The following is a 20,370-nucleotide window of genomic DNA, read 5'->3' as shown; positions in this document are numbered from 1 at the left end:
GCCTCCCCTTGCATCAGGCGACCGGACCTTCGGTCACCGCCACTGCGCCATGGCGCGGCCAGGCGTTGAGCACTGCCTTGAAGAGCGTCGCCAGCGGAATCGCGAAGAACACCCCCCAGAAGCCCCACAGCCCACCGAACAGCAGCACGGCGCAGATGATCGCCACCGGATGCAGGTTCACCGCCTCGGAGAACAGCAGCGGCACCAGCACGTTGCCGTCCAGCGCCTGGATGATCGCGTAGGCCACCATCAGGTAGATGAACTGATCGCCCCAGCCCCACTGGAACAGGCCGATCAAGGCAATGGGGACGGTAACCACCGCCGCGCCAATATAGGGCACCACCACGGAAAACCCGACCAGTAGCGCCAGCAGCGCCGCGTAGTTGAGGCCGAGCAAGGCGAACACCACGTAGGACACGACGCCGACGATCAGGATCTCGATCGACTTGCCGCGGATGTAATTGGCGATCTGCAGGTTCATTTCCTGGGCGACCTGGGTGATCAGGCCCCGCTCACGGGGCAGATAGCCACTGATCCAGTCACTGATCTGCTGGCGATCCTTGAGGAAGAAGAACACCAGGATCGGCACCAGCACCAGGTAGATCATCAGCCCGAGCAACAGCGGCAGGCTGGCCAGCGACGAGGTCAGCGCGATATGGCCGACGCGCGCGAACTCGCCCCGGATCGCATCGATGCCGCGCAGCACCTGCTCCTGGGTGATCAGCTGCGGATAGCTCTCGGGGAGCAGCAGCAACAGCGACTGCCATTCGACCAGCATTCGCGGGAGCTCGTTGATCAAGGTGAAGCCCTGCTGCCAGAGCAGCGGCACGAGGATCAGGATGCACACCGACAAGGCCCCGACGAACAACGCGAACACCAGCCAGACGGCAGCCAGATGAGGCATACGCAAACGCTCGAGCGTGCCGACCACCCCCTGCATGAGAAACGCCAGCACCAACCCGGCGATGACCGGAGCGAGCATCCGCCCAAGCGTCAGAACCAGCAGGAATGCCAGGAACAGTAGCACCGCCAGGACCACAGCCTCCTCGTCGGAGAAATAGCGATGCATCCAACCGCGTAGAACCTTGAGCATGCGACTCCTTGTTGGCCTTCAGGCCTTTCGCAACCAGTAACGATAAATGCCGGCATCCGCCTCTTCACGCAGCAGCGCATGCCCGGCCAGATTGGCGAAACTGCGAAAGTCGCGCTGCGAGCCGGGATCGGTCGCGGTCACCTTGAGGACCGCCCCGCTGGCCAGCCGGTTGAGTTCGAGCTTCGCCTTGAGCAGAGGCATCGGGCACTCCAGCCCGCTGGCGTCCAGCTCGGCGGCGACGGGGATGTCGCCGTTTGCTGCGTCATTCATGATCAGTCTCCACAAAGGTCGTCAGGATACCGAGCAGGGCCCACCTCTGGCCAGCCGGCCAACCTCGACGCTACAGTAGCGCTCTCACCCAACCCGAGCCTTATGGATGAAACTGCTGCGCCCTACCCTGCTGACGCTGGCCTGCCTGCTTGCCACGCCCGTGCCGGCCAACGACCTGCCATCGCTGGGCGATGCCAGTTCCGGCATCGTCTCACCCGAACAGGAGTACCAGCTCGGACGGGCGTGGCTGAGCATGTTGCGCGGACAGGTCAAACAGATTTCCGACCCGCTCCTCAAGGATTACGTCGAGAGCAGCGTGTATCGCCTGGCCGAAAGCAGCCAGCTGCAGGACAGGCGCCTCGAGTTCATCCTGCTCGACAGCCCCCAGCTGAATGCCTTCGCCGCCCCCGGCGGGATCATCGGCGTCAACGGCGGCCTCTTCACCAACGCGCAGACCGAGTCCGAATACGCCTCCGTGCTGGCCCACGAACTGGCTCACCTGTCCCAACGCCATTTCGCCCGGGGCCTGGAAGCTCAGCAGCGCATGCAGCTACCGGTGATGGCCGCCCTGCTCGCAGGCGTCGTCGCCGCCGCGGCGGGCGCGGGCGATGCCGGCATCGCGGCGATCGCCTCGACCCAGGCCGCCGCCATCCAGGAACAGCGGCGCTTCTCCCGGCAGAACGAACAGGAGGCCGACCGCATCGGCCTGGTCAACCTGGAGCGGGCCGGCTATGACCCACGCGCCATGCCGATGATGTTCGAGCGCCTGATGCGCCAGTACCGTTACGACCAACGGCCACCGGAGTTTCTGCTGACCCACCCGGTGACCGAATCGCGCATTGCCGACACCCGCAACCGGGCCGAACAGTTCGCCCGCGGAGGCGCCGAGGACAGCCTGCGCTACCAGCTGCTGCGCGCGCGTGTCCAGCTTCGCTTCGAAAGCTCCCCGGGCGCTGGCGCCAAGCGCTTCAGGGCCATGCTCAACGAAGATCCGACGCTCGATGCCGCGCGCTATGGACTGGCGCTGGCCCAGATCAAGAGCGGCCAGCTCGACGAAGCGGGCGAAACCCTGCAGCCACTGCTACAGGGCGCCCCGGACAACCCGCTCTACAACCTGGCACAGACTGAGCTGGACATCACCGCCAATCGCCTGCCACAGGCCATGCAACGGATGCAGCGGATGCGGAGCCTCTACCCCAACAACTACCCGATCCAGCAGATGCATATCGACGTGCTGCTCAAGCAGGGCGAGATAGCCGAAGCCGAGCGCGCGCTCGACGAGCTGGTCGGGCGCCGCAGCAGGGATCCGGATATCTGGTATCAGGTGGCGGAAGTGCGTGGGCTGAGCGGCAACATCGTCGGCCTGCATCAGGCGCGCGCCGAATACTTCGCCCTGGTCGGCGACTACGACCAGGCCATCCAGCAACTGGGGCTGGCCAAGCGGCGCTCGCCGAACTTCCAGCTGGCTTCGCGCATCGACGCGCGCGAGCGGCAGATGATCGAAGAACAGCGGATGGTCAAGGACATGATGCGCTGAGCCGCCAGGCAACGCCTCAGGCGTTGCCGGCGAGCTTCAACCGGGCGGCCTGGGTGAAATCCAACATCCGCTTCAGCGGCTTGACGGCGCGAGGCACCAGCGCCGGGTCGACGAAGATCTCGTTACTGCCCTGACGCAGGCAGTCCAGCGTACTCTCCAGCGTGTTCATCGCCATCCAGGGACAGTGGGCGCAGCTACGGCAGGTCGCCCCGTTACCGGCCGTGGGCGCCTCGATGAATTCCTTGTCGGGGCACAACTGCTGCATCTTGTAGAAGATGCCCCGGTCGGTGGCGACGATGAACGCAGGATGGGGAAGCGTCTGCGCCGCCTTGATCAGTTGGCTCGTCGAGCCCACCGCATCGGCGAGACGCACCACGGCTTCGGGCGACTCGGGGTGCACCAGGATCGCGGCGTGCGGGTACAGCGCCTTCATGTCCTCGAGCTGCTTGGCCTTGAATTCCTCATGGACGATGCACGCACCGTCCCAGAGCAGCATGTCCGCGCCGGTCTCGCGCTGCACGTACTGGCCCAGGTGCTTGTCCGGTGCCCAGAGGATCTTTTCACCGTTATCCATCAGGCTTTCGACGATTTCCAGAGCGCAGCTGGAAGTCACCACCCAATCGGCCCGCGCCTTGACCGCCGCGGAGGTGTTCGCATAGACCACCACCGTACGCTCGGGATGCTGGTCGCAGAACGCCGAGAACTCATCGACCGGGCATCCGAGATCCAGCGAGCAGGTCGCCTCGAGCGTGGGCATCAGCACGCGCTTTTCAGGATTGAGGATTTTCGCCGTCTCGCCCATGAACCTGACGCCGGCGACCAGGACCGTCGTGGCCGGGTGCTCGTTGCCGAAGCGCGCCATCTCCAGGGAGTCGGCAACACAGCCGCCGGTCTGCTCGGCCAGCGCCTGGATCACCGGGTCGGTGTAATAGTGCGCGACCAGCACCGCGTTCTGCCGGATCAACTCCCGGGCAATGTCATCACGCAACCGCGCCTCCTGATCAGGTGTCAGTGGCTTGGGCTGTTTGGCTGCCAGATGAGCCTGTACGAGGATGCGTTCGGCGATTTCGCTCATGTTAGGACCTGCGAGCAACGGTTGGCGCATGGCATTCGATTGTACCCCGACCACGGCGCACCTGAATGACATCGGGCAGTCAGCAACGACCACGGGACGCCCCAAAGGGATGGGGATACTAGCGAAGCGCCTTCGGCGAGGGAAGCAGCCCGGCCGAAGCCGATTAAAAAGGCAGATACGAAAAAGCCGAAAACCCTGGAGTTTTCGGCTTTTGTTCGTCTCGAGCAATCTGGTGGGTCGTGTAGGATTCGAACCTACGACCAATTGGTTAAAAGCCAACTGCTCTACCAACTGAGCTAACGACCCGATGCGGAGCGCATGATACTGATTTGATTGAGGAAATCAACCTTTCTCGAAAAATATTTCAGACATAGCGCGTCGGATCGGCGATTCCGGCCTCGCGAAACCCGGCCGCGCGCAGCCGGCAGCTGTCGCATTTGCCGCAGGCGCGGCCGTCGACATCCGCCTGATAGCAGGAAACCGTAAGGCCATAATCGACGCCCAAGCGTTGCCCGGCCTGCACGATCTGCGCCTTGCTCAGCATCTGCAACGGGGCGCGAATCCTGAAGCCCTCCCCTTCGACACCCGCCTTGGTCGCGAGGTTGGCGACCTGCTCGAACGCCGAGACGAACTCGGGACGGCAATCGGGATAGCCCGAATAATCCACCGCATTGACGCCGATGAAGATATCCCTGGCACCGAGCACTTCCGCCCAACCGAGCGCCAGCGACAGGAACACCGTGTTGCGCGCCGGCACGTAGGTGACCGGAATCCCTTCGCCCGGGGTTTCGGGCACATCGATACGCTCATCGGTCAGCGCCGAACCGCCGATACCGTTGAGGTCGAGCCCAACCACCTTATGCTCCCGGACTCCCAACTGCGCCGCGACGCGCTCGGCCGCCTGCAGCTCGGCACGATGCCGCTGGCCATAGTCGAAGCTCATGCTGTAACAGCTGTAGCCTTCGGCTTGCGCCATGGCGACTACGGTTGCCGAGTCCAGCCCGCCCGAAAGCAGAACGACCGCTCTTTTCTCATTCATGTCTTGGCTCCGGCTCAGTGCCCTGGTTCGTCATTCCAGAGCAGCTTGTGCAGCTGCAGCTGGAAACGAACCGGCAGGTTGTCTTCGATGATCCATTCGGCCAGCGCACGGGGGTCGACCTGCCCATGGCTGGGCGAAAACAGTACGTCGCCGACACGCTCGTCGAGCCGGTACTCGATGAGCTTGCTGACCGCCCAATCGTAATCCCCACGCGAGCAGATCACGAACTTGAGCTGATCGTGGCGTGTGAGGAAGGCGATGTTCTCGTAGCGATTGCGCCCCACCTCGCCCGAACCTGGCGTCTTGAGGTCGACGACGCGACTGACACGCTCATCCACAGGCGAGATATCCAGGGCGCCACTGGTTTCCAGCGACACCTGATAGCCCGCGTCACACAGCTGCTCGAGCAGCCCGATGCAGTCCGGCTGGGCCAGGGGCTCGCCCCCGGTCACACAGACGTGTCGAGCCTTGAACGTGGCGACGCGCCCGAGAATCGCCTCGAGCGAATGGATTTCACCACCGCTGAAGGCATAGGCGGTATCGCAGTAAAGACAGCGCAGGGGACAGCCGGTCAGGCGAACGAACACCGTCGGCAAGCCGCTGGTACGCGACTCCCCCTGCAGCGAGTGGAAGATCTCGGTGATACGCAGGGTGTTATGCATAAGGGCCACGGGCGTGACGGCGAAACAGGCCATCCGCCTCCGTTGCGTTAAAAGAAGCGCATCCTAACGAAAAACCCGCGCGGTGCGCGGGCTTCGATACAACACGGACGCGGTTAGCGGCTGAGCTGTCGCTGCGCCAGTTGCGCAGCGGAGCTGTTCGGGTATTGCGAGATCACCTCGCGCAATATCCCCTGGGCCCGATCACGATTGCCGAGCCTGAGCTCGACGTCGGCAAGCTTGTAGAGCGAGTCCGGCACCTTGGCGTGATTCGGGTAGGTCTGGCTGACCTTGGCAAAGGCCTGCCCTGCGGCTTGCAGGTCGCCCTTGGCCAGATTCACCTCTCCCAGCCAGTACTGCGCATTGCCGGCGTACTGGCTTTGCGGGTAGCGGCGCAGGAAGGCGGCGAACGCCTGGCTCGCCTTGTCGAAGTCCTTGGCCTTGATGAGGTCGAATGCAGCGTCGTAATACAGCTTTTCATTCGCCGGATCGGCCGATTGATTGCCCGCCTGAGCCTGCTGAGCCGGCTCGCGAGGCGTTTCGCTGGCATCGATGGCGCCAGCGGTAGAAGAATTCTGTGCGCCCACGGCTCCGGCGGATGCACCGCTGGAGAGGCGTCTATCGAGTTCCTGGTAACGCTCCAGCCCTTCCCTCTGGAGTTGCTGGATCTGGTTCTGCTGCTGTTCGACCATGCCGCGCAATTGCGCGATTTCTTCCTGCATCTGCTGCAGCTGGATGAACAACATGCCCTGCGCCGAAGACGGGGTATTCACCCCGCCTTCGGCGTAAGCACCGCCAGTGTCCTGCCGCGCAGCGGGATAACCCGAGCCACCGGAACCGGCGGACTGCGAGTCATACTCGACTACGGGCACCTGAGCCATCGCATGAAGCGGAAGGCTGAGAGACAGGACTGTCAGAGCACGGCAGTACTTACGCATGGCAGCTTACTTACGCAGCTCTACGCGACGGTTCTGAGCCCAGGACTGCTCGTCGTTGCCGGTAGCGACAGGACGCTCTTCGCCGTAGGAAACAACTTCCAGCTGAGCAGGGGAAACGCCCTGCAGAACCAGGTAGCGCTGAACGGCCTTGGAACGGCGCTCGCCCAGAGCCATGTTGTATTCGCGGGTACCGCGCTCGTCGGTGTGGCCTTCCAGAGCGACGCGAGCGCCATTGCCTTTCAGATCACGAGCGTGAACGTCCAGAGCGCGCATGGCTTCCGGCTTCAGGTCGGAGCTGTCGTACTCGAAGTAGAAGGTGGTGATCGCACGCAGAGCGGCTTCTTCGCTCATGCTGCCGTCTACGGAACCGGTACCGGCGCCGTAACCAGCGTTCGGATCGATGCCAGTGGCAGCGCCTTCGCCCGAATCGTCACCGCCTTTGGACGAACAGCCAACCGCTACGGCCAGGGACAGCGCCAGCACAGCAAACTTACCGAATTTCAGCATTTCCATGATGTAACTCCTAACAACCCCAGGTGTGTGTTTTTGGTTTTAACGCTAAGTACCGCATCAGTTCAGGTAAGGGGACCAGGATGGCTCACGGACTTCGCCTTGAGCGGTAGGAATCGGGAGCCTTACTCGGCCATTAATGGACGCAAGCATCAAGACTCCCCGGCCCTGCTGGCGGGTGGCGTAGATTAGCATGGTGCCATTGGGCGCAACAGTAGGCGATTCGTCCAAACTTGTATCTGTTAATAGCCGCAGGTTGCCGCGCTGCAGGTCTTGGGCAGCGACCTTGAAGTTGGTGTAGCCATCCTGACGATGAATCATGACCAGCGTCTTCTCATCGGCGGAAAGTTTCGGGTTGGCGTTGTAGTTTCCAACAAAGGTCACGCGCTCCGGCGTATTGCTGCCAATACGCTGTTTATATATCTGCGGCTTGCCGGCCCGATCGGAAGTGAAATAAATCGTCTGGCCGTCGGCGCCCCAGAAAGGTTCTGTATCGATTGCATAATGGTTGGTCAGACGCTGCAAGTTACGCGTTCCCAAATCCATCACATAAATCTCCGGATTACCGTCTTTCGACAACACGAAAGCCAGACGGTTGCCATCGGGCGAGAACGCAGGCGCGCCGTTGAGACCTTCGAAGTTGGTGATCTGCTCGCGACGACCGGTATCGACGTGCTGGATGAAGATACGCGGACGGCGCTGCTCGAAGGAGACGTAGGCGATACGCTTGCCGTCGGGGGCGAAGCGCGGCGACAGGATCGGCTCGCGCGACTGCAGCAGCGTCACGGCACGCGCGCCATCGTAATCCGAGCGCTGCAGGGTATAGCGGGTGTTGTTCCCGCCGACACTTTCAGCCGTCACGTAGAGCAGGCGCGTGGAGAACGCCCCCTTGATGCCGGTCAGCTTCTCGAAGGACTGGTCGGCCACGTAGTGGGCCATGTCGCGCAGCTGGTCGGGCGTACCACCGACGGTGCCGGTCATGACCTGCTGTTCGGTGGAGACGTTGTAGACCTCGAACTGCACCTGCAGACGACCACCCGCCGGCTGGATGTTGCCGACCATCACGTACTGCGCGCCGAGCGCCTTCCAGTCGCGATAGATGATCTCGCTGCCACGGGTCGGCAGGCTGATCATGTTCTGCCGCGGCAGCGGCTCGAAGATGCCAGAGTTGCGCAGGTCGTTGCCGACGATCTGGGACATGTCCTCGGGCAGCACGGTACCGCCCTGCCAGCCGAAAGGCACCACTGCAATGGGAATCGCCCGGTCCGCGCCACTGGTGACCAGAATGTTTTTTTCCTGTGCCCCGGCAAAGCCGGCAAGACAGCAGAGGGCGACTAGGAAACCTCGGAGAGTGTTGATCACAACGCAAGATCCTCTGGCGTGAAAGTCATGTTGAAGGAACGGTACGGTTGGAACTCCTGCGGCGACAATCCCTGCATTTCAGTCAGTCGTCCGATGTTCTTCACCGCCGCCACCGCAGAATTGTCGAAAGGCGTATCGCCACTGGAGCGCGCCACGCTGACGTTGGTGATCGTGCCGTCGGGAAGCATGTTCACTCGCAATACCACGGTCATGTTGTTACGGGCCGAAGGCGGCCTGGACCAACCCTCGGCCGCGCGCAGGCGGATCAGGTCGTCGAAATTGCCGGCCACCTGGTCGCCCTGAGTGTCCGCCATCGCCTGCTGCCGCTCGGTCGTATCGGACAGCAACTCGGCCAGCGCCTGCGCCTTCTTGTCCTCTGCCGCCTTGCGGGCTGCTTCCGCTGCCGCCTTTTTCTTGGCTTCTTCGGCGGCTTTCTTCTTGGCCGCCTCGGCTGCCGCTTTCTTCTTCGCCTCTTCGGCTGCTGCCTTTTTCTTGGCTTCTTCAGCCGCCGCCTTTTTCTTCGCCTCTTCGGCGGCTGCCTTCTTCTTGGACTCTTCCTCGGCCTTCTTGCGCGCGAGATCGGCCTGGCGCTTCTGTTCGGCGGCCTTGGCCTCTTCGGCTTTCTTGGCCTCAGCCTGCTTGGCTGCAACAGCCTTCGCAGCTTCGGCCTTTCGAACCTCTTCCAGCTTCTTTTGTTCCGCCGCCTGCGCCTGCTTTTGCTGCTCGAGCTTGCGCTGTTCCAGCTGCTCGGTCTCGTATTGCTTGGCCGCGGTCTTCTTGGCCTCGCCGGCAATCTTCTGGTTGGTCTGGGTGGTGGCCTGGCTCTGCGACTTCAGCTGATAGAGGGTCGCCTGCACCACCGGCCTGGAGGGCGGAAGCTCGGGCGTCATCGAGAAGCTGACGAACAGCATCCCGAAAATGATGATGTGCAGCCCCACCGCCAGCACGGTGGGCCAGAAATAGCTCTGCGACGAGGAGCGCGGCGTTTGCTGCATCAGGGCGCCTCTGTGATCAGCCCGACGTTGCCGACACCGGCTTCCTGCAGCCCGCCCATCGCCGCCATCACCGCGCCGTAGTCGACCGCCTGGTCACCCCGGATGTAGACCTGGGTGTCCGGCCGCTGCCGCATGATCGCGACGACGGCCTGCGTCATGTCGGCCAGGGCGACCGCCTCGTTACCCTTGCTGTCGACGTCGACCTCACTGCCGACGTTCCAGTAGTAGGTCTTGTCCGCCTTGATCGAGATGGTGAGGATCTGCTTGTCGTTGTCCTGCGGCAGCGCCTCGCTGCTGACTTTGGGCAGGTCGACCTTGACGCCCTGATTGAGCATCGGGGCGGTCACCATGAAGATCACCAGCAGCACCAGCATCACGTCGATGTAAGGCACCACGTTCATCTCGGCGACCGGCTTGCGTCTGTTGCGAATTCTGGCCATGGCCACGGGGCCTCAATCTTCGGTGGTGTGAACTTTGCGATGCAGGATCGCCTGGAATTCATCAGCAAAGGTGTAGTAGCGCGCGATCAGCATCTCGCTGCGCGCAGAGAAGCGGTTGTAGGCAATGACCGCCGGAATCGCCGCGAACAGGCCGATGGCGGTTGCGATCAACGCCTCGGCGATGCCGGGAGCGACCGTAGCCAGCGTCGCCTGCTGCACCTGGGCCAGGCCGCGGAAGGAGTTCATGATCCCCCAGACGGTTCCGAACAGACCGATGTAGGGGCTGGTGGAACCCACGGTGGCGAGGAACGGCAGGCTCTGCTCGAGCTTTTCTTCCTCACGCGAGATGGCCACGCGCATCGCGCGGTTGACGCCGTCCATGACCGCATCGGGATCGACGCCCTGCTGCTGGCGCAGACGGGAGAACTCCTTGAAGCCGGCGCGGAAGATCTGCTCGACGCCCGAGTCCGGATCGGGATTGCTGCCCGCCTGGCGGTAGAGTTTGGACAGATCGATGCCCGACCAGAAACGCTCCTCGAAGGTATCGAGGGCCCGCTTGGCGGCACGCAGCAGGTTGCCGCGCTGGAAAATCAGGATCCACGAGGCCACCGAGGCGCCTACGAGGGTCAGCATGACCAGCTGTACAACGAAGCTGGCATTGCTGATCAGGCTCCACATGGACATATGATCGACGTTGGCTTCCACGCTTACTCTCCTGCAGGGGATAGACCCGAGCCCGCAAACGCCGCTCGCAGCGACGGGGGAATGGCTCGGGGTTTCAAACTGTCGGTGCGCACACAGGCCACCAGAAACTGCCCTTCGCAGAGCAGCACGTCATCCTTCGCACGCCGCACCTGCTGGCGAAAACGCAGGCTGGCGCGATTGAGCTCGGCGACCTCGGCAGTCACCAGCAGCTCGTCGTCCAGCCGCGCGGGCGCGTGGTAGCGCGCTTCGCTCGAATGCACGACAAAGAGCAGGTCTTCACTGACCAGTTGCGACTGGGCGAAGCCCAGACTGCGCAACCGTTCGGTGCGGGCCCGTTCCATGAACTTGAGGTAATTGACGTAGTAGACGATGCCGCCCGCATCGGTGTCCTCGTAATAGACACGGCAACGATGGGTGAATGGCCGGGCTTCGGTTTGCGCGGGCATACTCTAGTGCTCGCCCCCCGAATTGCCAATCGGGGCGTGTAACAATATTTGCGTCATTGCGGATCCGATTCGAACAGGTCGCTGATGGGAACCTCGGCCATGCGCCGTGGCAGGTTCAGCCCGAAGTGAAGATAAGCGTGCCGTGTGACCACTCGACCGCGTGGCGTACGCATGATGTAGCCCTGCTGGATGAGGTAGGGCTCGAGCACGTCCTCGATGGTGTGCCGCTCTTCGCTGATCGCCGCGGCGATGTTGTCGATGCCCACCGGGCCGCCGTCGAACTTCTCGATCAGGGTCAGCAGCAATCGACGGTCCTGATGGTCGAAACCCCGCTCGTCGACGTCCAGCATGTTCAATGCCAGGTCCGCGATCGCCCGGGTGATCTGGCCGTTGCCGCGCACTTCGGCGAAATCCCGTACGCGACGCAGCAACCGGTTGGCGATACGCGGCGTACCCCGCGCACGGCGCGCGATCTCGAAGGCCCCTTCCGGCTCGATGGCCAGACCGAGGATGGCCGCCGAGCGGCTGACGATGGTCGCCAGGTCGGCCGTCGAATAGAACTCCAGGCGCTGCACGATACCGAAGCGGTCGCGCAGCGGATTGGTGAGCATGCCGGCCCGGGTGGTCGCCCCGACCAGGGTGAAGGGTGGCAGGTCGAGCTTGATCGAGCGCGCCGCCGGCCCTTCGCCGATCATGATGTCGAGCTGGAAATCCTCCATCGCCGGATAGAGCACTTCCTCGACCACTGGCGAAAGCCGGTGGATCTCGTCGATGAAGAGTACGTCGCCGGCTTCCAGGTTGGTCAGCAGCGCCGCCAGGTCACCGGCGCGCTCGAGCACGGGGCCCGACGTGCTCTTGATCGAAACGCCCAGCTCCTGGGCGATGATGTTGGCCAGCGTGGTCTTGCCCAGCCCCGGCGGACCGAAGATCAGGGTATGGTCCAGCGCCTCGCTGCGGCCCTTGGCGGCACGGATGAAGAGGTCCATCTGCTCGCGCACCACCGGCTGACCGATGTACTCGGCCAGCTTGAGCGGGCGGATGGCGCGATCCAGCTGCTCGTCGCGGTCGCGACTGGAAGCGGTGACAAGACGATCGGCTTCGATCACTTAGACCATTCCCTTGAGCGCACGGCGGATCAATTCTTCACTGCTCAAATCGTCTTCCTGTATGGCAGAGACGGCACGACTGGCCTCCTGCGGCTTGAATCCCAGCGAGATCAATGCGCTGACCGCATCGTTCTCGGCGCTTGAGACTGCCACATTCCCTTGGGGTTCAACCACCAAGGTCGCGATGGACGGCATGGTTTCCCAGGCTTTGAAGCGATCCTTGAGTTCGACCAGCAGCCGCTCGGCGGTTTTCTTGCCCACCCCGGGGATCTTGACCAGCACGGAGGTATCCTGCGCCTGGACGCAACGCACCAGCTCGTCCACCTCGAGCCCGGACATCAGCGCCAGCGCGAGCTTCGGCCCGACGCCGTTGAGCCGGATCAGCTCGCGGAACAGCTCGCGCTCGCGCTTTTCGGCAAACCCGTACAGCAGGTGCGCATCCTCGCGCACTACCAGATGGGTATGAAGTGTGACCGGCTCGCCAACCGACGGCAGGCGGTACAGGGTCGTCATGGGCACCTCGACCTCGTAGCCTACGCCATTGACGTCCAGAATCAGATGAGGCGGCTGCTTCTCCGCCAAAGTGCCACGCAAGCGTCCAATCACTGTGATGCATCCTCGTTCGACCGGCGCTCAAGGCAAGTCGGATTATCCAGGCTTCCCGACACACCGCATCGGGTCGATGATTTACAACCGCAGGCGCCCGCCCCGTCGCTTGGCGCCGGCCAGACCATGCGGGATGAGGCTCTGGCGATGATGGGCATGACACAAGGCGATTGCCAGTGCATCAGAGGCATCGATCTGCGGCTTCTGTGTCAGTTTCAACAGATGCATCACCATCATCTGCACCTGCTGCTTGTCCGCCCCACCGGTGCCGGCTATCGCCTGCTTGACCTGGGTGGCGGTGTATTCGGCGATCTCCAGCCCCTGCTCCGCCGCAGCCACGATCGCAGCCCCGCGAGCCTGGCCCAGCTTGAGCGCCGAATCGGCATTGCGCGCCATGAACACCTGCTCGATACCCATGGTCACCGGCCCGTGCAGTCGAATCACTTCACTGACGCCACAGAACACGGCCTTCAGGCGCGCCGAGAGCTCACCGCTGCCCGTGCGAATGCAGCCAGACGCGATGTACTCGCAGCTACGACCGTTGTCCCGCACCACGCCGTAGCCGGTGATTCGCGAGCCGGGATCGATCCCGAGAATGAGCGTCATACAGCCGCCATACTGTCTATTTATCCAGCCGAAAGTATAGTGAGGTCGCCGCGCCGCGACCAGCGGCACAGCGAAACGCAACCGCTGCGCCAATAAAAAGCCGGAAGCACACGCAGGTGACTTCCGGCTCAGGCTTCGCAGCGAAGGATCAGTCCAGCTGCTCCATGATCTCGTCCGGAATCTCGGCGTTGTGATACACGTTCTGCACGTCGTCGAGATCTTCCAGCGCATCGATCAGACGCAGCACCTTCTGCGCGGTTTCCAGATCGGTGATCGGCGCGGCGATCGACGGGATCATCGCGATGTCCGCCTCCTCGCCCTTGAACCCGGCCGCGTTCAGCGCTTCGTTGACGGCATGGAATTCGGTGAAGCTGGTGGACACCAGCGCCGACCCATCCTCGCCCATTTCGACATCGTCGGCACCGGCCTCCAGCGCAGCTTCCATCAGCGCATCCTCATCCACGCCCGCCGCGAAGCTGATCTGCCCCTTGCGATCGAACATGTAGGCGACCGAACCGTCGGTACCCAGATTGCCACCGTGCTTGCTGAAAGCATGGCGGACTTCCGCCGCGGTGCGATTACGGTTGTCGGTCATGGCCTCGACGATGATCGCGACGCCGCTGGGCGCGTAACCTTCATAGGTCAGCTCCACCATGTTGTCGGCTTCGTTGGTGCCGGCACCGCGCGCGATCGCGCGATCGATGGTGTCGCGGGTCATGTTGGCGACCAGCGCCTTGTCCACCGCCAAGCGCAAACGAGGATTGTCTGCTGGAATGGCGCCGCTCTTGGCGGCAACGGTCAGCTCACGGATGAGCTTGGTAAAGATCTTTCCGCGCTTGGCGTCTTGGCGCCCCTTGCGGTGTTTGATGTTGGCCCATTTGGAATGACCAGCCATTAACTGCCTCCCGTTCTGATCAACTTTTTCAACGTGCTGAAACCAAGAGCCCAGGTTTCCCTGGGCTCTTGCGCCGTCATTCCGCTTTTGGCTGCTCGCGCAGGCGGATGTGCAGCTCGCGAAGCGCCTTGGCATCCACCACACCCGGAGCCTGGGTCATGACGTCCGCGGCGCTCTGGGTTTTCGGGAAGGCGATGACCTCGCGAATCGACTGCGCGCCGGTCATCAGCATCACCAGACGATCCAGGCCGAAGGCCAGGCCGCCATGGGGCGGCGCACCGTACTTGAGGGCGTCGAGCAGGAAGCCGAACTTCTCGTTCTGCTCCGCCTCGTCGATTCCGAGGATACGGAACACCGTCTGCTGCATTTCCTTGCGGTGGATACGGATCGAGCCGCCGCCGAGCTCGGTGCCGTTGAGCACCATGTCGTAGGCACGCGACAGCGCGCCGGCCGGATTGGCCTCGAGCGCCTCGGGGGTGCACTTGGGTGCCGTGAACGGATGGTGCAGCGCGCTCAGCGAGCCGTCATCGTTCTCCTCGAACATCGGGAAGTCGACGACCCACATCGGCGCCCACTCGCAGGTCAAGAGCTTCAGGTCGTGGCCGAGCTTGATACGCAGCGCGCCCAGGGCCTCGGAGACGATCTTGGCCTTGTCGGCGCCAAAGAAGACGATGTCGCCATCGACCGCGCCGACGCGATCGAGGATCACATTGAGCTTGTCTTCCGGAATGTTCTTGACGATCGGGGACTGCAGGCCTTCGACACCTTTGGCGCGCTCGTTGACCTTGATGTAGGCCAGGCCCTTGGCGCCGTAGATGCCGACGAACTTGGTGTAGTCGTCGATCTGCTTGCGCGGCATGCTCGCCCCGCCCGGCACGCGCAGCGCGGCGACGCGGCACTTGGGATCGTTCGCCGGACCGCTGAACACCTTGAACTCGACCTGCTGCAGCTGATCGGCCACGTCGACCAGTTCCAGCGGGATACGCAGGTCCGGCTTGTCGGAGCCGTAGCGGCGCATGGCCTCTTCGAACGGCATGTGCGGGAATTCGCCGAACTCGACGCCCAGCACTTCCTTGAACAGCTTGCGCACCATGCCTTCGGTGATGCCGATGATGTCGGACTCGTCGAGGAAGCTGGTCTCGATGTCGATCTGGGTGAACTCCGGCTGACGGTCGGCACGCAGGTCCTCGTCACGGAAGCACTTGGCGATCTGATAGTAGCGATCGAAGCCGGCGACCATCAGCAGCTGCTTGAACAGCTGGGGCGACTGCGGCAGCGCGAAGAAGCTGCCGGGATGGGTGCGGCTGGGCACCAGGTAGTCGCGCGCGCCTTCCGGGGTCGCACGGGTCAGGATCGGCGTTTCCACGTCCAGGAAGCCGTTCTCGTCCAGGTAGCGGCGAATGCTGGTGGTGATGCTCGAGCGCAGCTTCAGCTTCTCGGCCATTTCCGGACGGCGCAGGTCGATGAAGCGATAGCGCAGGCGCGTTTCCTCGCCGACGTCGCTGTATTCGTTGAGGGGGAACGGAGGCGTTTCCGCCTCGTTGAGCACTTCGAGCGCATAGCCGAGCACTTCGATGGCGCCGGAGGCGATGTTGGGGTTGACCGCCCCCGCCGGACGCAGGCGAACCTTGCCGGTCACCTTGACCACATATTCGCTGCGCACCTTGTCGGCCGCGGCGAAGGTTTCGGCGCGATCCGGATCGAACACCACCTGGGCCAGGCCCTCGCGATCGCGTATGTCGAGGAAGATCACACCACCATGGTCACGGCGGCGGTGAACCCAACCGCACAGAGTAATTTCCTGGCCATCCAGGCTTTCGTTCAACTGGCCGCAATAGTGGCTGCGCATCATGGTGGTGTTCGCTTCTCGTATCACTGATTCGTTGGGTCGCTCGTCGCGACAAGAAAGACGGCCAGCGGAACCTGCGTTCCAGCCGTCGAGCGGCTCATGCGGACTCGCCACGGCGCTAGCCGGCCAGGCGTGTCAGCCTGGGCAGGCGGTCATACACAAGGGCCATTGCCACACGGGGGCGAGATTATATCCGGATAATCCGAGCCGTGCAGCCGCGCCCCGCCGGGCTCGGTCGATAAACGCGATCAATCGTGCCCATTGAAAACCATTCGCCCGCCATCGTGTCGATCTGTTGAACCTGAAGTCCCTGTGGCGCTTCCAATCTCTATCCTTGGACAGATCGCCACATGGAGGCCACGCGGCAGCCGTTTTCTGGCATAACTGTCCCCACCTCTCAACTCGCAAGGAGAATTGCATGGATATCAATATCGGCATCGAAGAACAGGACCGCTCCGCCATCGCCGAGGGCCTTTCCCGCCTGCTCGCCGACACCTATACCCTGTACCTCAAGACCCATAACTTCCACTGGAACGTTACCGGGCCGATGTTCAACACCCTGCACCTGATGTTCGAGACCCAGTACACCGAGCTGGCGCAGGCCGTGGACCAGATCGCCGAACGTATCCGCGCCCTGGGCATGCACGCACCCGGCACCTATGCCGCCTACGCTCGCCTGTCCTCGATCAAGGAAGAGGAAGGGGTGCCCGCCGCCGAGGAAATGATCACGCAACTGGTCCAGGGCCAGGAGGCGGTCGTGCGTACCGCGCGCAGCCTGTTCCCCCTGCTGGACAAGGTCAGCGACGAGCCGACCGCCGACCTGCTGACCCAGCGCATGCAGGTCCACGAAAAAACCGCCTGGATGCTGCGCAGCCTGCTGGCGGCCTAAACACCACGAGGCGACACCCAAACGGGCCCGTCAGGGCCCGTTTGCATGTCCGGCCCGCGCGCGCGCCGACAACGGCACGACCGCTCGGCGACCTTGCCGGAACGGGCCGTTTGAGAAGCCCACTCCTTTACTGTTAAATACGCCGGCGCTGCAGCCTGAGCAGTCAGCCAACAGTGTTCCCTCCTGCCTGACTGCGCTCCCCGTGCGCTCAGCCTGCCGCCGTTCCTTTTCGCGTATTAACTGTGTGAGCCTCACCATGTTGAAAATTGTCCACGTCGTGGCGGGCGGTGCCGCCCTGCTCTTGTCTTTTATCCCCGGCCTGCGCGGCGCAGCCCCCCTGCTGATGCAACCGGAAGCAGTGGCCCTCGCCTTTGTCGGACTCATGAACCTGCAAGCCGCCGCCAACCGCCTCTCGGCACGCGGCCCGCAACCGCCGCTGCAGCTCGCCGCCGCCCTCGGACTGCTGCTTGCCGCCGCCCTGCAAACCCTCGTGCTGCTGGTGCCGGCCACGCCCATCGCCGGGCAACCCGGAACGCTGGCAAGCCTGGCGCTCGCGCTGATCGCGACGCTTCTGCAGTTCGCTCCGGGCAAGCCAGCCCACCAACCGCGTCGCAGCCGCCCGGCGCGCCAGCCCCAGCGCACCGACAGCGCCTCCGGGCGAGAGACGGGCACGGTCAAATGGTTCAACACGTCCAAGGGCTTCGGCTTCATCTCCCGCGACACGGGCGACGACATTTTCGTCCACTTCCGGGCGATCCGCGGCGAGGGACATCGCGTCCTGATCGAAGGGCAGCGCGTCGAATTCACCGTCATGCAGCGCGACAAGGGGCTGCAAGCCGAAGACGTGGTCGCCACGGCCTACCAGCACTGAATCCAGCCAGCGCCTGCGCCACCTCAATAATGGGGTGGCGGCGCCTCATCACCCTCCGGCGGCAAGGCGCTCTGAAGTTCTTCCTGACGCTTGGCCAGCGCGGCGACCTGTAACTTCAATCGTTCCAATCTCTGTTGTTGCGCCGCAATCTCATCGTTCAACGCCTGGATAGTGTCATCTTGAAAAGCCAGGCGAGTTTCAAGTTCTGCAAGTCTAGATTCGAGATTCATTCTTATTCTCCAAACTTGAAGTCGTCAGTTAGCACCAACTTCAACTTGTCTCGTATCGCCGAAATCTGCTCCTGCCGATAAGCGACCGGCGCGTGCCTGCCCCACACCGGCGCAGGCCAGGCCGCGTCGCCCTTGCGCCGTGCAATGACGTGCATGTGCAACTGGCTGACCATGTTGCCAAGCGTCGCCACGTTCATCTTGTCGGCCTGGAAGGTGTCCTTCAGCACCTCGGCAAGCAGGGTCGTTTCCCGCCAGAGCCGCTGCTGGTCTTCGCTGCCGAGCTGGAACAATTCGCTCACCTCCTCCCGTCGCGGCACCAGGATGAACCACGGGTACTGCGCGTCATTCATCAGCAACAGCCTCGACAGCGGGAAATCGCCCAACGTCACGGTATCGCTCTCGAGCCTTGGATCAAGGGCAAACATTCCATCCTCCTATCGCACAAGCGCACCAAAAAGGTGCTTAAAAAGGTGCCGCAAGCACAATCTACGTGCACGCCAGAAAGGCCTCGACACTGAAAAAGTGGCGAAACGCCTGTTAAGTCGACTTGAGCACGATTATTGCTCTAACGCCTGACAGCAGCCAGCATCCTTGGGAACGCGAACGTTGCAGATGTCGCCCCGGGCTTGCCCGAAGGCGCATCCAGTACTACACCGGTAGGACACGACGATACACTTACAGTACTTTGCCGCAGATCAATTTGACTTGTAGGCAAGTCCGGAAACTGGAGTGTAGAATCGGGCCCGACAATAAGAACGCAACTTTCTGTAATGAGCAGAAAGTCAGCACAATATTTTTGAACCAATGGAGCAATCACGATGCAAGTGATGAAGTGGAGCGTCATCGCCCTGGCCGTTGCGGCAGGTACCTCTCAGATGGCAGTTGCCAGCCAGCAGTCGGAATCCACCGGCTTCGTCGAAGGCAGCAGCCTGAACATCCTGAACCGCAACTTCTACATGAACCGCGATTTCCGTAACGGCACTCCCGACAAGAGCTACGGCGAAGAATGGGCCCACGGCTTCATCGGCACCTTCGAGTCCGGCTTCACCCAGGGCGTTGTAGGCGTTGGCGTCGACGCCATCGGCCTGCTGGGCGTCAAGCTCGACACCGGCCGCGGTCGCTCCGAAGTCATCGGTGCCCTGCCTTACGATTCCGACGGCCGTGCACGTGACGACTACTCCGAGTTCGGCGCCGCCCTGAAGCTGCGCGTTTCCAACACGGTCCTCAAGTTCGGCGACCAGTTCACCGCCCTGCCGGTATTCGCTACCGACGACAGCCGCCTGCTGCCGGAAGTCGCCGAAGGCTTCCTGCTGACCAGCAACGAAATCGCCGGCCTGGAACTGAACGCCGGTCACTTCACCGCGATCAATGCGCAAAACCAGACCTTCCATGACAGCCTCGGCCTGAAGAAAGCCGACTTCATCGGCGGTACCTACGCATTCTCCGACGCGCTGAGCAGCTCGCTGTACTACTCCAACGTGGAAGACAACTTCCGCAAGTACTACGGCAACGTCAACTACAGCATGCCGCTGAGCGACGCTCAGGCGCTGGCGTTCGACTTCAACATCTATGACACCAAGAGCAAGGGCAGCGAAGACTCCGGCGAAGTCGACAACATCGCCTGGAGCCTCTCGGCAGCCTACAGCATCGATGCGCACACCTTCACTGTGGTTCACCAGCGCGTGACCGGTGACGGCGACTACGCCTACGGCGTGGACGGTGGCGGCACCGTGTTCCTGGGCAACTCGGTTCAGCGTTCCGACTTCAACGCCGAAGGCGAGAAGTCCTGGCAAGCGCGCTACGACCTGGACATGGCCTCCTTCGGCGTGCCGGGCCTGAGCTTCATGGCCCGCTACGTGCGTGGTACCGACGCCAACGTCGAAACGACCAACAACGGCAAAGAGTGGGAACGCGACATCGAAGCCCGCTACGTCGTCCAGAGCGGCGCTGCGAAAGACCTGAGCTTCCGCGTGCGTCAAGCGACCTACCGCTCCAGCGATGGCGTTTACTACGGATCGCCGTCGATCGACGAAGTCCGCGTAATCGTCTCGTACCCGCTGAGCATCCTGTAACGCGCTCGGTCGACACGTGACACCCGGAGCCCGGCATTTGCCGGGCTCTTTTTTTGTATTCACCGAGCCCGATTTTGCGTCGGCGTTGGGCCGACTTTTCCGCCCGGTGGATTCTGTACGCGTTCTGCGCGGCCCCGTACAATGCTCGGCCAATCTCGCCCCGCAAGGACATCACGG

General features: G+C 62.7%; 23 protein-coding genes and 1 tRNA gene. 4 read left to right on the top strand and 20 right to left on the bottom strand.

The window, feature by feature from the left end:
* Positions 1–13: 13 nt before the first annotated feature.
* Both DN824_RS06915 and DN824_RS06910 read right to left on the bottom strand, forming a co-directional pair.
* Positions 14–1,093 (bottom strand): AI-2E family transporter, encoded by a 1,080-nt coding sequence (locus DN824_RS06915; protein WP_138407615.1) that lies wholly within the window; start codon positions 1,091–1,093, stop codon positions 14–16.
* 18 nt (positions 1,094–1,111) lie between these two features.
* A complete protein-coding gene (locus DN824_RS06910) occupies positions 1,112–1,363 on the bottom strand; it encodes a sulfurtransferase TusA family protein (protein WP_138407614.1) in 252 nt (83 codons plus the stop codon).
* 106 nt (positions 1,364–1,469) lie between these two features.
* Between DN824_RS06910 and DN824_RS06905 the strand changes: the two genes are divergently transcribed.
* A complete protein-coding gene (locus DN824_RS06905) occupies positions 1,470–2,900 on the top strand; it encodes a M48 family metalloprotease (RefSeq protein WP_138407613.1) in 1,431 nt (476 codons plus the stop codon).
* Between the two features lie 16 nt (positions 2,901–2,916).
* Here DN824_RS06905 and nadA read toward each other — a convergent pair whose 3' ends face one another.
* From nadA to aspS, 16 genes are all read right to left on the bottom strand, one after another.
* Positions 2,917–3,975, bottom strand: coding sequence for a quinolinate synthase NadA (gene nadA / locus DN824_RS06900; protein WP_158295370.1), 1,059 nt, complete (start codon positions 3,973–3,975; stop codon positions 2,917–2,919).
* A 230-nt stretch (positions 3,976–4,205) separates the two neighbouring features.
* A tRNA-Lys gene (locus DN824_RS06895) sits at positions 4,206–4,281 on the bottom strand.
* 58 nt (positions 4,282–4,339) lie between these two features.
* Positions 4,340–5,014: a 7-cyano-7-deazaguanine synthase QueC gene (gene queC, locus DN824_RS06890; RefSeq protein ID WP_138407611.1), complete on the bottom strand. Its 675-nt coding sequence runs from the start codon at positions 5,012–5,014 to the stop codon at positions 4,340–4,342.
* 14 nt (positions 5,015–5,028) lie between these two features.
* Positions 5,029–5,676 carry a 7-carboxy-7-deazaguanine synthase QueE gene (gene queE / locus DN824_RS06885; RefSeq protein WP_138407610.1) on the bottom strand — a complete coding sequence of 216 codons (648 nt, stop codon included), beginning with the start codon at positions 5,674–5,676 and terminating at the stop codon, positions 5,029–5,031.
* Between the two features lie 113 nt (positions 5,677–5,789).
* Positions 5,790–6,611 carry a tol-pal system protein YbgF gene (gene ybgF / locus DN824_RS06880; protein WP_138407609.1) on the bottom strand — a complete coding sequence of 274 codons (822 nt, stop codon included), beginning with the start codon at positions 6,609–6,611 and terminating at the stop codon, positions 5,790–5,792.
* Between the two features lie 6 nt (positions 6,612–6,617).
* On the bottom strand, positions 6,618–7,124 hold the full coding sequence (gene pal, locus DN824_RS06875) for a peptidoglycan-associated lipoprotein Pal (protein WP_138407608.1): 507 nt from the start codon (positions 7,122–7,124) through the stop codon (positions 6,618–6,620).
* Between the two features lie 57 nt (positions 7,125–7,181).
* Positions 7,182–8,483 carry a Tol-Pal system beta propeller repeat protein TolB gene (gene tolB, locus DN824_RS06870; protein ID WP_138407607.1) on the bottom strand — a complete coding sequence of 434 codons (1,302 nt, stop codon included), beginning with the start codon at positions 8,481–8,483 and terminating at the stop codon, positions 7,182–7,184.
* Positions 8,480–9,478, bottom strand: coding sequence for a cell envelope integrity protein TolA (gene tolA, locus DN824_RS06865; protein ID WP_138407606.1), 999 nt, complete (start codon positions 9,476–9,478; stop codon positions 8,480–8,482). Before tolA ends, tolB begins: the two co-directional genes overlap by 4 nt.
* On the bottom strand, positions 9,478–9,918 hold the full coding sequence (gene tolR / locus DN824_RS06860; protein WP_138407605.1) for a protein TolR: 441 nt from the start codon (positions 9,916–9,918) through the stop codon (positions 9,478–9,480). Before tolR ends, tolA begins: the two co-directional genes overlap by 1 nt.
* 12 nt (positions 9,919–9,930) lie before the next feature.
* On the bottom strand, positions 9,931–10,623 hold the full coding sequence (gene tolQ, locus DN824_RS06855) for a protein TolQ (RefSeq protein WP_138407604.1): 693 nt from the start codon (positions 10,621–10,623) through the stop codon (positions 9,931–9,933).
* Between the two features lie 2 nt (positions 10,624–10,625).
* Positions 10,626–11,069 carry a tol-pal system-associated acyl-CoA thioesterase gene (gene ybgC / locus DN824_RS06850; protein ID WP_138407603.1) on the bottom strand — a complete coding sequence of 148 codons (444 nt, stop codon included), beginning with the start codon at positions 11,067–11,069 and terminating at the stop codon, positions 10,626–10,628.
* A gap of 53 nt (positions 11,070–11,122) precedes the next feature.
* Complete coding sequence (gene ruvB / locus DN824_RS06845) at positions 11,123–12,175, bottom strand: Holliday junction branch migration DNA helicase RuvB (protein WP_138407602.1); 1,053 nt, start codon at positions 12,173–12,175, stop codon at positions 11,123–11,125.
* A complete protein-coding gene (gene ruvA / locus DN824_RS06840; RefSeq protein WP_138407601.1) occupies positions 12,176–12,781 on the bottom strand; it encodes a Holliday junction branch migration protein RuvA in 606 nt (201 codons plus the stop codon). It abuts the gene before it with no gap.
* An 81-nt stretch (positions 12,782–12,862) separates the two neighbouring features.
* Positions 12,863–13,387, bottom strand: coding sequence for a crossover junction endodeoxyribonuclease RuvC (gene ruvC, locus DN824_RS06835; RefSeq protein WP_138407600.1), 525 nt, complete (start codon positions 13,385–13,387; stop codon positions 12,863–12,865).
* Positions 13,388–13,535: 148 nt separating this feature from the next.
* On the bottom strand, positions 13,536–14,282 hold the full coding sequence (locus DN824_RS06830) for a YebC/PmpR family DNA-binding transcriptional regulator (protein WP_138407719.1): 747 nt from the start codon (positions 14,280–14,282) through the stop codon (positions 13,536–13,538).
* 76 nt (positions 14,283–14,358) lie between these two features.
* Positions 14,359–16,134 (bottom strand): aspartate--tRNA ligase, encoded by a 1,776-nt coding sequence (gene aspS, locus DN824_RS06825; RefSeq protein ID WP_138407599.1) that lies wholly within the window; start codon positions 16,132–16,134, stop codon positions 14,359–14,361.
* A 415-nt stretch (positions 16,135–16,549) separates the two neighbouring features.
* Here aspS and DN824_RS06820 point away from each other — a divergent pair, with 415 nt between their 5' ends.
* Both DN824_RS06820 and DN824_RS22805 read left to right on the top strand, forming a co-directional pair.
* Complete coding sequence (locus DN824_RS06820; protein WP_138407598.1) at positions 16,550–17,020, top strand: Dps family protein; 471 nt, start codon at positions 16,550–16,552, stop codon at positions 17,018–17,020.
* Between the two features lie 256 nt (positions 17,021–17,276).
* A complete protein-coding gene (locus DN824_RS22805; protein ID WP_138407718.1) occupies positions 17,277–17,891 on the top strand; it encodes a cold shock domain-containing protein in 615 nt (204 codons plus the stop codon).
* A gap of 23 nt (positions 17,892–17,914) precedes the next feature.
* On the opposite strand, the gene DN824_RS06810 is transcribed toward DN824_RS22805, so the two are convergent.
* Positions 17,915–18,121 (bottom strand): SlyX family protein, encoded by a 207-nt coding sequence (locus DN824_RS06810; protein ID WP_138407597.1) that lies wholly within the window; start codon positions 18,119–18,121, stop codon positions 17,915–17,917.
* Positions 18,122–18,123: 2 nt separating this feature from the next.
* Positions 18,124–18,546 carry an HIT family protein gene (locus tag DN824_RS06805; RefSeq protein WP_138407596.1) on the bottom strand — a complete coding sequence of 141 codons (423 nt, stop codon included), beginning with the start codon at positions 18,544–18,546 and terminating at the stop codon, positions 18,124–18,126.
* A gap of 393 nt (positions 18,547–18,939) precedes the next feature.
* Between DN824_RS06805 and DN824_RS06800 the strand changes: the two genes are divergently transcribed.
* A complete protein-coding gene (locus DN824_RS06800; RefSeq protein WP_138407595.1) occupies positions 18,940–20,193 on the top strand; it encodes an OprD family porin in 1,254 nt (417 codons plus the stop codon).
* The last annotated feature ends 177 nt before the right edge of the window (positions 20,194–20,370 follow it).

The sequence above is a fragment of the Stutzerimonas nosocomialis genome (assembly GCF_005876855.1).
Classification (GTDB): Bacteria; Pseudomonadota; Gammaproteobacteria; order Pseudomonadales; family Pseudomonadaceae; genus Stutzerimonas; species Stutzerimonas nosocomialis.
The sequence above is the reverse complement of the archived record's forward strand: the minus strand, read 5'-3'. Positions and strand labels throughout refer to the sequence as shown.

Coding starts and splice junctions, on each gene's coding strand:
- DN824_RS06915 (WP_138407615.1), bottom strand. CDS start 1,093: ATGCTCAAGGTTCTACGCGGTTGGATGCATCGCTATTTCTCCGACGAG.
- DN824_RS06910 (WP_138407614.1), bottom strand. CDS start 1,363: ATGAATGACGCAGCAAACGGCGACATCCCCGTCGCCGCCGAGCTGGAC.
- tolR (WP_138407605.1), bottom strand. CDS start 9,918: ATGGCCAGAATTCGCAACAGACGCAAGCCGGTCGCCGAGATGAACGTG.
- DN824_RS06810 (WP_138407597.1), bottom strand. CDS start 18,121: ATGAATCTCGAATCTAGACTTGCAGAACTTGAAACTCGCCTGGCTTTT.
- nadA (WP_158295370.1), bottom strand. CDS start 3,975: ATGAGCGAAATCGCCGAACGCATCCTCGTACAGGCTCATCTGGCAGCC.
- ybgC (WP_138407603.1), bottom strand. CDS start 11,069: ATGCCCGCGCAAACCGAAGCCCGGCCATTCACCCATCGTTGCCGTGTC.
- aspS (WP_138407599.1), bottom strand. CDS start 16,134: ATGATGCGCAGCCACTATTGCGGCCAGTTGAACGAAAGCCTGGATGGC.
- DN824_RS06820 (WP_138407598.1), top strand. CDS start 16,550: ATGGATATCAATATCGGCATCGAAGAACAGGACCGCTCCGCCATCGCC.
- queC (WP_138407611.1), bottom strand. CDS start 5,014: ATGAATGAGAAAAGAGCGGTCGTTCTGCTTTCGGGCGGGCTGGACTCG.
- DN824_RS06830 (WP_138407719.1), bottom strand. CDS start 14,282: ATGGCTGGTCATTCCAAATGGGCCAACATCAAACACCGCAAGGGGCGC.
- queE (WP_138407610.1), bottom strand. CDS start 5,676: ATGCATAACACCCTGCGTATCACCGAGATCTTCCACTCGCTGCAGGGG.
- DN824_RS06800 (WP_138407595.1), top strand. CDS start 18,940: ATGCAAGTGATGAAGTGGAGCGTCATCGCCCTGGCCGTTGCGGCAGGT.
- DN824_RS22805 (WP_138407718.1), top strand. CDS start 17,277: ATGTTGAAAATTGTCCACGTCGTGGCGGGCGGTGCCGCCCTGCTCTTG.
- pal (WP_138407608.1), bottom strand. CDS start 7,124: ATGGAAATGCTGAAATTCGGTAAGTTTGCTGTGCTGGCGCTGTCCCTG.
- DN824_RS06905 (WP_138407613.1), top strand. CDS start 1,470: ATGAAACTGCTGCGCCCTACCCTGCTGACGCTGGCCTGCCTGCTTGCC.
- DN824_RS06805 (WP_138407596.1), bottom strand. CDS start 18,546: ATGTTTGCCCTTGATCCAAGGCTCGAGAGCGATACCGTGACGTTGGGC.
- tolA (WP_138407606.1), bottom strand. CDS start 9,478: ATGCAGCAAACGCCGCGCTCCTCGTCGCAGAGCTATTTCTGGCCCACC.
- ruvC (WP_138407600.1), bottom strand. CDS start 13,387: ATGACGCTCATTCTCGGGATCGATCCCGGCTCGCGAATCACCGGCTAC.
- ybgF (WP_138407609.1), bottom strand. CDS start 6,611: ATGCGTAAGTACTGCCGTGCTCTGACAGTCCTGTCTCTCAGCCTTCCG.